The 10,297-nt window shown below is 45.2% G+C and carries 8 protein-coding genes and 1 pseudogene; 3 read left to right on the plus strand and 6 right to left on the minus strand.

Annotated elements, in window-relative coordinates:
* From AACT21_RS01750 to AACT21_RS01765, 4 genes and pseudogenes are all read right to left on the minus strand, one after another.
* Positions 1-296: pseudogene (locus AACT21_RS01750) on the minus strand (hypothetical protein); the annotation flags it as partial.
* A 126-nt stretch (positions 297-422) separates the two neighbouring features.
* Complete coding sequence (uhpC, locus tag AACT21_RS01755) at positions 423-1,754, minus strand: MFS transporter family glucose-6-phosphate receptor UhpC (protein WP_094164334.1); 1,332 nt, start codon at positions 1,752-1,754, stop codon at positions 423-425.
* Between the two features lie 87 nt (positions 1,755-1,841).
* A complete protein-coding gene (locus AACT21_RS01760; protein WP_094164335.1) occupies positions 1,842-3,461 on the minus strand; it encodes an MASE1 domain-containing sensor histidine kinase in 1,620 nt (539 codons plus the stop codon).
* 8 nt (positions 3,462-3,469) lie between these two features.
* Positions 3,470-4,105, minus strand: coding sequence for a response regulator (locus AACT21_RS01765; protein WP_013856877.1), 636 nt, complete (start codon positions 4,103-4,105; stop codon positions 3,470-3,472).
* Between the two features lie 237 nt (positions 4,106-4,342).
* Between AACT21_RS01765 and AACT21_RS01770 the strand changes: the two genes are divergently transcribed.
* The 3 genes from AACT21_RS01770 (at position 4,343) to cobB (ending at position 8,409) form a co-directional block, all read left to right on the plus strand.
* Positions 4,343-5,932 (plus strand): ABC-F family ATPase, encoded by a 1,590-nt coding sequence (locus AACT21_RS01770; RefSeq protein WP_017042874.1) that lies wholly within the window; start codon positions 4,343-4,345, stop codon positions 5,930-5,932.
* Between the two features lie 346 nt (positions 5,933-6,278).
* Positions 6,279-7,499, plus strand: a complete 1,221-nt coding sequence (locus AACT21_RS01775) for an ammonium transporter (protein ID WP_094164336.1) — start codon at positions 6,279-6,281, stop codon at positions 7,497-7,499.
* A 172-nt stretch (positions 7,500-7,671) separates the two neighbouring features.
* Positions 7,672-8,409, plus strand: a complete 738-nt coding sequence (cobB, locus tag AACT21_RS01780) for a Sir2 family NAD+-dependent deacetylase (protein ID WP_013856880.1) — start codon at positions 7,672-7,674, stop codon at positions 8,407-8,409.
* A 31-nt stretch (positions 8,410-8,440) separates the two neighbouring features.
* Here cobB and AACT21_RS01785 read toward each other — a convergent pair whose 3' ends face one another.
* Together AACT21_RS01785 and AACT21_RS01790 are read right to left on the minus strand one after the other, a co-directional pair.
* On the minus strand, positions 8,441-9,478 hold the full coding sequence (locus AACT21_RS01785; RefSeq protein ID WP_013856881.1) for an extracellular solute-binding protein: 1,038 nt from the start codon (positions 9,476-9,478) through the stop codon (positions 8,441-8,443).
* Positions 9,479-9,603: 125 nt separating this feature from the next.
* On the minus strand, positions 9,604-10,297 hold a 694-nt coding region (locus AACT21_RS01790; RefSeq protein WP_094164337.1), incomplete at its 5' end, for an extracellular solute-binding protein.

Consider the following 10,297-nt stretch of genomic DNA (forward strand, 5'->3'; position numbering starts at 1 on the left):
AAGAGATCCATTTCACCCGCCTGTGATTGAGGATCCAACGTGCCGCCATACCAAACATCCGCGCGTGGGTTCTTCTTCTCTGCTTCGATTTTGGCCAGCGTGCTGCCAGAGCCATTGCGAACAAAAGAGGTTTTTACGTCATATTTATCAGAAAATGCTTTAGTCGCTGTCTCGCACATGGCGTTAGTGGCACTGCAATAAACCACGAGTCGGCCTTCAGCAAATGCTTGAGGCGCGGCAAGCGAAGCACCGAGAATGCAGGTAGCAAGTACACTGCGAGGTAATCTATCTTTCATGTCTGTTTCCTCTTGTTATTTTCATTACTTAACGTAGACGTAGGGCAGCGTTAAGTTTCATCACATTCCTGTGATTTCGTTTTTGCTGCATGACACAGCGAAATCAGAAAACAACGTGAGGAAAGGTTATGACATAGTGACGGCATTCCCTGCACGCTGCTGCGCTTTTAAAAAGGGCAAAATCAGTAATCCAATCAGTGCGGCTGAGAGGGTAATGACACTGAAAAATCCTTCCCAACTAAATTGTTCAATAATGACAGCCAATGGGTAACTGGCTAACGCTGCACCAAGATAGCCAAATAAGCCGACAAAACCGGTCGCGGTTCCAGCCGCATCCTTGTGCGAACATTCAGCGGCGGCCATTCCTATCATCATTTGCGGACCAAAAATAAAAAATCCGATGGAAAAGAAGCAGCCCGACAACACCACAAAGTTGTCAATCGGTGTTAGCCATAACGCGGCCACTGAAATGAAAATGCCTAGCGCAAAAATCAAGTTCATCGGCGCTCGATTGCCTTTAAAAAATTTGTCCGAGCCCCAACCACCAAATAGCGATCCTAAAAATCCTCCGACTTCAAACATCGATACGGCAGCGTTGGCCGAAAAAAGCTCATAACCATGTCGTTCAGTGAGGTATAAATTACCCCAATCATTTAGCGCGATACGCACCACATACACCAGTAGATAGGAGCTACATAACAGCCAAACGTACTTATTCCCTAGAACGTAACGACTTAAAATTTGGCGAAATGGAAGACCTTTACCCTCAGACTCATGGCGCTTTTCTAATTCATCGTTACGCCACTCACCCACTGGGGGTAACCCTAACGTTGTGGGCTTATCTTGCATGCGAAAGCAGAGCACTAAACCAACGATGATCGCCAAGCAACCCGGTGCAATAAATCCGTACCGCCAACCAAAAGTCACAGCGATAAAACCAATGCTGATCGGAATGAGCGCGCCACTTAAATTGTGGCAAGTGTTCCAGATAGACCACCAAAACCCACGTTCAGATCGGGAATACCAAGTAGTGAGCAATTTAGCGCACGGCGGCCATCCCCAACCTTGGAAAAAAGCGTTCAATGTCCAAAGCACGGTAAATGCGGCTAGGGAAGAGCTCAAACCAAACAGCACATTAATCACACCCGTTGCAACCAGCCCCAAACCCATGAAGTAACTCGGTTTTGATTGGTCGCTGACCATGCCAGAAACAAACTTTGACAAACCGTAAGTCATGTAAAAGAGCGTACCAAGCAGACCAACATCGGAATGTTCAAGCCCGAGATCAGTGAGCATCGCAGGCATGGCAAAATTGAGACTTTTGCGTGTGAAATAAAACACCCCATAGCCGACGTACATCGATAACATTAAATGCAAGCGCCAGTAACGATAGGTTGCATCAATGTCCTGTGGTTCTATAGGTGCTGATGTCGGTTTTGAAATCAGAAAACCCAGCATGCTATGTTTCTCCCTAGTGCTAAGAGATGGTATCGGAGTGATTCACCAAATGAATGAGACAAAGTTATAAGTGACTAGGAAATTTTCCTAGTTTGTTGATATTGTGAGCGGTTTTGTGGGCAAGTTAACAGTTATGCGCGTCCCAAGCGGTATTTGGCTACGCTGCGATTCAATTAAAAATGTGCCACCCAGTGCGCTGACGCGTTCTTCGATGCCGAGTAAGCCTTGGCCTTTGCTGCGCCAATCGGAAGCTAAACCAATGCCATTATCACGCAGATCGACACTGAACATGTCACCGGGAACAAGGCTTAATTGCACGGCTGATGCTTGTGCATGTTTGCACACGTTATTAAGCAGCTCTTGAATAATTCGATACAGTGTAACGGCCGTAATGTCATCTAAACGCTCTGCAAAAATTCCGAAATTCAGACGAAAATCGACGTGTCGTTCCGCAAATTTCATTTCACTTGCAAGCTGCCGAATTGCGCTCTCAAGCCCCAATTCATCAAGCGCATGAGGGCGAAGCTCGGTTAATAATTGACGTGTCGATGAGTGAATTCGTAGCGCGAGCGTGTTGATCGTCTCAGCGATGTTGGTTTGTTTTTCATTTTGTGCCAAGCGACTAGCGAGCATGGATTGGATCTGTATCGCGGTGATATTTTGGCCAATTTCATCATGCAGTTCGCGTGCAACTGATTTTCGGATTTGCTCTTCAACCTTGACTAATTGCCGAGCCAGTTGCTGTTTGTTCGCGAGTTCGATTGCCAGCTTTTGGTTAATTTTAGCTAAGCGTTGCGCCAAGAAATATTGACGGCTAATCGCAATACCAAGCCCTAAACCAACAAAAGCCTGCGTCGCTATAAAACTTTGGAGTTCAATATCGGATTCAAATGAACCTGTCATTTGCCGTGCCGTAGCAAGTAAAATACTGTTCATTAGACTAGCCAATACGCCGCCTTGCCAACCGTATTTATAAGCCATAAAAATATTGGGAAGCAGGAAAATGAGCAGGGCGATCGGTTTGAGCTGCTCTAGCAAGGTTAACTCCGCGATCAATCCGCCACTAAAAAAAAGCAAACACCATAGCAACGCAGAGGGGCGAAGTGTTACGTCCTGATGGATGAGATCGGGTGACAGTGGTCTCCAGATCTGCTGATGTAGATAATCGTACAGGAGAAATAAGAACGGAGTGAGCAGTATACCGCCGGTCAGAGCTGAAACGGTCGCTTGTGCCACGTAATGCAGTTCGAGGTTGAGCGGTTTGACCAACAGCAAAACCGAGCTTCCACATAAGATGCCGTAAACGACCGTCAACCCGGTAAGCGCCAACAGTTTTTTCCAATAAACGTGTAGTGATGTCCAGAGAGATTGAAAGGCAATCGCCAGCCAATAAGCGATCAATGCAAACAGCAGTAATAGATATTCATGAGCAGCGATAGCCAACACATGCCCGAGCAACGCCACTATAGCCATTTCGCATAAAGTGATCCCAAGCCAAAAACGACGTGGTGCAAGAGCGAGTGTGGCCAGCTTTAAGCCTGTGGGCAAAAACAGACCAGCCAGCAATAAATCAGGAGTTAAGTAGCGGCTGATGTTCCATAAACAAAACCAACCAATTGAATACAAAACGCATGCAAATGCATAGCTAAAGCCAGAGGAGAGAGACAACCGAGGTAAAGCTTCAGAAAATCGATGATGAAAATGCATAGTCGCTTCTATAACGTCTCGTTAACCAACAGTTGGTGAGTAATAGCAAAGCGGATGAGATCCACATTGTTGGTAAGCCCCAGTTTGCTTAAAATATTTGCCCGATGCACGTGAATCGTTTTGTGGCTAATTGATAAATCGTAACCAATCTCTTTGACGTCTTTGCCTAAAATCAGGTGATCAAACACCTCTCTTTCGCGTTTAGTTAACCCTTCAAGGACAGATGGCGTACCTGAAGCATTGCTTAGGTTAATTAAGGCATCGGCACACAAATAGCGATCACCATTAGCCACGGTACGAATGGCGCTCACTAACTCCCCAGGCCCACAACGTTTTGATAAATAACCACAAGCGCCAGCTTCTAGCGCTTTACTGACAAAGGACGCTGAATCATAAATAGAGAGAATGATGGCTTTAAAGTCCGGCTGAGCGCGGCGCAGTTTCTCTAACAACACAAGCCCACTTTCGTCGGGCATTGAAATGTCGATAACTGCCACATCGATAGAAGCGTTCACCAGCGCACGAAATGCTTCGCGCGCGCTACCATACTCACTGTGGACATGAATGTCTGGTTCAACCGATAACAGTTGTGCAAAACCAGAGCGAACCATGAGGTGGTCATCCACCAAAGCAACTGAAATCATACGGGTATCCTATAGGTTTGCAGTGATAGTCGCAGATGTATCAATAAGTATCAAAAACCAGCGCAGGGGATGTGATTGCTCTCTCGAAACTTATGATCAGTGGCAGGTAGGCATTAAATGAGCGAGTTACTCGCACTACGAGGGCAGTGAAACAAAAAACATCGCTTGCAGTTCGAGCCTTGAACAAGTAACGTTGCGCAGTTTTTTATACAATTCACATTTATTAAGGTACTGGTTTTGATCTCCACCGCGAATATCACTCAACAATTTGGCGCAAAGCCTCTGTTTGAAAACATTTCCGTTAAGTTTGGCGAAGGTAATCGCTATGGCCTGATTGGCGCTAACGGTTGTGGTAAGTCAACATTTATGAAGATTCTAAGCGGAGAGCTTGAACCTTCGAGTGGTAACGTTAGCTATGATCCTAACGAACGCGTGGCGAAACTGAATCAGGATCAATTCGCTTACGAAGAGTTCACGGTTATCGACACGGTAATAATGGGCCACAAAGAGTTGTGGAAAGTTAAACAAGAACGTGACCGTATCTATTCTCTGCCTGAAATGACCGAAGAAGATGGCATGAAGGTTGCGGATCTCGAAACTGAATTCGCAGAAATGGACGGCTACATGGCCGAGTCTAAAGCCGGTGAATTGTTGCTTGCAGTGGGCATTCCTCTTGAACAGCACTTTGGTTTGATGAGCGAAGTGGCACCAGGTTGGAAACTGCGTGTGCTATTGGCGCAAGTTTTGTTTGCTGAACCACACATCATGCTGCTTGACGAACCAACCAACAACTTGGATATGGATACCATTCGCTGGCTAGAAGATACGCTAAACCAACGTAACTGCACCATGATCATCATCTCGCACGACCGTCACTTCTTAAACAGCGTATGTACACATATGGCTGACTTGGATTATGGTGAACTACGTCTTTACGCGGGTAACTATGACGAGTACATGACAGCGGCATCGCAAGCGCGTGCTCGTCTGCTCTCTGATAATGCCAAGAAGAAAGCACAGATTGCTGAACTGCAAACTTTCGTTGCACGCTTTTCTGCGAACGCATCTAAAGCGAAGCAAGCGACGTCACGAGCTAAGCAGATTGACAAGATCCAATTGGACGAAGTTAAAGCGTCTAGCCGCCAAAACCCTTTCATTCGTTTTGAACAATCGAAAGAGTTGTTCCGTAACGCGTTAGAAGTTGAAAACCTTAGCCAAGGTTTTGAAAACGATCTGTTCAGTAACTTCAACGCCATTTTTGAAGTGGGCGAACGCGTAGCGATCATTGGTGAAAACGGCGTCGGTAAAACGACACTGCTTAACACCTTAGCGGGTGTACTTGAGCCTCGTAGCGGCAGCTATAAATGGTCTGAAAACGCAAACATTGGTTACTACGCTCAAGATCACGCGCACGATTTTGCCGAAGATATGAACCTGTTTGACTGGATGAGCCAATGGCGTCAAGAAGGGGATGACGAGCAAGTGATCCGCAGCTTCTTAGGGCGCATGTTGTTTGGCCAAGATGACATCAAGAAATCTGTTAAGGTCATCTCTGGTGGTGAACAAGGTCGTATGTTGCTTGGTAAACTAATGATGCATAAGCCAAACATGCTGTTGATGGATGAGCCAACCAACCACATGGACATGGAATCGATCGAATCACTCAACACGGCTTTGGAGAACTACAAAGGGACTCTGTTCTTCGTATCTCACGACCGCGTATTTGTGGACTCACTGGCAACGCGCATCATTGAAATCCGTGATAACAAACTGACCGATTTCAAAGGCACTTATGCTGAATTCTTGAAATCTCGTGGCGTAAACTGATCCACGGTTTACTCTTAAGAAAAGGCTTCCTGCGGGAGGCCTTTTTAATGCCTGCAATCTGGAACGAGCCAAAAAATAGAGTGCATTAAAATGGAGCACACGTTCCAATTTGGTGCGCTTCTTATGAATGCGTTTATTCTTCCATCATGCAACAACTCCCTTGATATTTATATAATTCACTCTATTTCAATAAGTTATTTGATATTGAAAAGTTATTGATTCATTTGTTTATTTTGGAATGTATTTTGCTTTAAGGCTGTTCAATACCAATAACTCACTATATTGGTGAGAAAATAATCAAGTAGCACAGGATTGGTGCACAACATTTCAATGGAGAATCACTAAGATGACTCAAACCGTAAGTCAGGTTCAAGGTGCCGTACAAGCCCTGACTCAAAGTTCTGATACGCTATTTTTGCTGCTCGGTGCAATCATGGTGTTTTTAATGCACGCCGGATTTGCCTTTCTTGAGGTGGGGACTGTGCGTAAAAAGAACCAAGTGAACGCGCTGGTAAAAATTCTCGCCGATTTCGGTATTTCTACGATCGCCTATTTTTTTATCGGTTACTGGATAGCCTACGGCGCTCATTTCTTTGCTGATGCACAAACCCTTGCCCAAGGGAACGGCTATCATCTAGTTAAGTTCTTTTTTCTATTGACGTTTGCCGCCGCTATTCCTGCTATCGTTTCTGGAGGCATTGCCGAGCGCGCTCGGTTTTACCCGATTCTCATTGCTACTTTTTTCACCGTTGGGTTTGTTTATCCGCTGTTTGAGGGAATGATTTGGAATGGCAATTATGGCGTGCAAAGCTGGTTTGAAGCTCAATTCGGTGCTGCTTTTCACGATTTCGCTGGTTCGGTGGTCGTGCATGCGGTCGGCGGATGGATTGCACTCATCGCTGTCATGTTTCTAGGAATGCGTAAGGGAAGAGTACGTGCAGGAAAGCACACCAACTTTGCTCCATCCAACATTCCGTTCCTAGCACTGGGCGCGTGGATCCTTTGTGTGGGCTGGTTTGGTTTTAACGTCATGTCAGCGCAAACATTAAATGGAATTAGTGGATTAGTCGCGATGAACTCTTTAATGGCCATGACTGGTGGTATTTTAGCAGCGTTAATTGTCGGAAAAAATGACCCTGGCTTTATCCACAATGGTCCTCTAGCGGGATTAGTCGCGGTGTGTGCAGGATCGGACTTGATGCACCCACTGGGTGCCTTAGTGACGGGAGTGGTAGCGGGTGCTTTATTTGTTTGGTTGTTCACTCAACTACAAAACCGAACGAGAATAGACGATGTATTAGGTGTATGGCCATTACATGGTGTTTGTGGTGCATGGGGCGGGATTGCCGCTGGTATTTTTGGCCAATCATCACTCGGCGGCCTAGGTGGTGTCAGCCTCACCGTTCAACTACTAGGAACCTTATTGGGTATTTCAGTGGCGGTATTAGGCGCCGCAATCGTTTATGGCTCTCTCAATGTATTGACTGGATTGCGTTTATCTGAAGAAGACGAATTTAACGGCGCGGATTTGGCTATTCATAAAATCTCCGCCATTAACGAAGATTGATTACATATAGACCGAAGTCGCGGGGTACTTCGGTCTATTTCATAGCTCGGTTTATGTCACAGAAAATAAGCAATCAATGGCCATTTTATACTATGGTCTAACCCTCAAAACTACTGTTGTTATTGCATCGGTGCTAAGCTAGCAAAAAAGCGTGCAATAAGGACGACATAGTATGAATTTCCCTTACAAGAATATCGTGATCCTCACGGGGGCTGGCATTTCAGCGGAATCAGGCATCAAAACATTTCGTGCTCAAGATGGGTTATGGGAAAACCATAAAATAGAGGATGTCGCGACCCCTGAAGGTTTCGCACGTGATCCCGATCTCGTACAGGATTTCTATAATCAGCGTCGTCGAAAACTCCAATCTGAATCAATACAACCTAATGCCGCCCACATCGCGCTTGGTAAATTAGAGCAAGAGCTAGAGGGAAACGTAACGATTATTACGCAGAATATCGATAACCTTCATGAGCGGGGGGGTAGCAAACAGGTGATTCATATGCACGGTGAGCTGCTTAAAGCACGCTGCAGCGTTTCTAACCAAGTAATAGAGCATAAAGACGACATTCTGAGCGGAGAGCTTTGTCATTGCTGTCAAATACCAGCTCAAATGCGACCTCATATTGTTTGGTTTGGCGAAATGCCACTGCGCATGGGCGATATTTATTCAGCACTCGAGACGGCCGATCTTTTTATCTCTATCGGTACATCGGGCGTTGTTTATCCTGCTGCAGGCTTTGTTCATGATGCCAGAATGCACGGTGCGCACACCATTGAGATCAACTTAGAACCGAGTGCCGTTGAAAGTGAGTTTGAGGAAAAACGCTACGGTAAAGCCAGTATTGAAGTTCCGCGGTTAGTGGAAGAGATATTAGGGTTAGAAATGCCAAAAAAGAAACACGCCTAGAGTAGGCGTGTTATCTAAACATTGAATATGATCAATTATTTACTTTGAGCTTCTGAAAGTATTCGTCGTACAACACATTCGCTTCTCCCACCTCATCTTGCCAAAACCCGCTGTCCATCACAGATTGTGGAGGGAAGATATTAGGGTCATTGGCGAAAGATTTGGGTAACAGTGAATAGGCTGTTTTAACGGGAGTTGGGTAACCAATTTCTAATGCGATTTTTGCTGCATTCTCAGGACGCAATAAGAAATCAATCATCTTATGAGCCGCATCAACGTTTTTGGCCCCGGCCGGAATGGATATGCTATCCATCCAGAAAATCGCGCCTTTTTCTGGCCAAATAATGTCAATTGAAGCGCCTTCTTGGCGGGCCATATACGCCGAGCCATTCCATAACATACCTAAAGAAACTTCACCCGCTAAAAAAGGGTTTGCCGGAAAGTCGGAGTTGAACACTAACACGTTTGGAATCAGTTTTTTAAGCTCTTCATAGGCCGCTTTAATTTCGTCAGGATCCGTCGTATTAGGTGAGTAACCAAGCTTACTCAGTGCAATATGGAACACCTCACGAGCATCGTCCATCATCATCAACTGACCTTCCCACTTGGCATCCCATAAGTCGCCCCAGTTTTTGATCAGTGATTTATCAAGCATATCGGTATTAATACCAATCCCCGTTGCGCCCCAGATATAAGGGATAGAAAATTTGTTGTTTGGGTCGAACGATTTATTGAGATAGTTAGAATCAAGATCAGCAAAATGAGAAAGCTTAGCGTGGTCAATCTCCTGCAACATGCCTTCTTTACGCATTTTAGAAACAAAGTAGGTGGATGGCACGACAAGATCGTAGCCGGAACCTTGAGTCTTTAACTTGGCATACATGCTTTCATTAGACTCATAGGTTGAGTAAATGACTTTAATTCCTGTCTCTTTGGTGAAATCTTCGAGAACGTCGTGGGGGATATATTCAGACCAGTTGTAAAAATAAAGCTCTTGATCTGCAGCCATTGCAGGCGTAGTGAATAGAGTTGCTGCGCAAATAGCGCCAGCATACAGTGTGCTTTTCATTACGTTTCCATTTTAGTCGGTGCCAAAGCTTAACTAGGCAAGGGTGCGTGATACGAAAGTGCAAAGTATACCAGTTTTAACGAAAATAGGCAGCTAGTGCTGCCTATTTCATACTTTTTGCGGAATTATTGACCCGCTTTTAACTTCATAAAGTAATCTTCATACTGCACAGTTTTTTCACCAACGGCAGATTGCCATTCAACACGATCTAAATCATCTTGAGATGGGAAAAGAGCAGGGCTGTCTTTAAATTTCTCATTAGACGCTTTCACGCCGGTTAAATAACCCGTGTCGCGAGAAATTTGTTCTGCAATTTCTGGACGTAGCAAGAAGTCGATCATCATATGTGCGGCTTCTACGTTTTTGGCACCAGAACTGATAGCAAAGTTGTCAACCCAACCGATACCGCCTTCTTTAGGGAAAACAAGCTTAATTGGCAAGCCTTCTTTTTGCGCCGCTGCTGCAGAGCCATTCCACAGCATACCTAAGCCAACTTCACCAGAGAGGTAAGGAGCGGCAGGGTTATCTGAGTTAAATACCAATACATTGGGCATTAGTTTTTGCAGCTCAGCGTAGGCCTCATCAATTTGCTTTTCATCCGTAGTGTTACCTGAGTAACCTAACTTACGAAGGGCAATGTGGAATACCTCACGAGTATCATCCATCAACATTAGCTGGCCTTTCAACTCTGGGTTCCATAGGTCACCCCAGCTTTGGAAATCATTGGGATCATACATATCGGTATTAACCGCAAGCCCAGTGATAGCAACCACGTGTGGAATTGAATAATCATTATTTGGATCGTAAGGTTTATTCCTG

It is taken from the genome of Vibrio sp. V08_P9A1T1, assembly GCF_963874405.1.
GTDB lineage: Bacteria > Pseudomonadota > Gammaproteobacteria > Enterobacterales > Vibrionaceae > Vibrio > Vibrio anguillarum.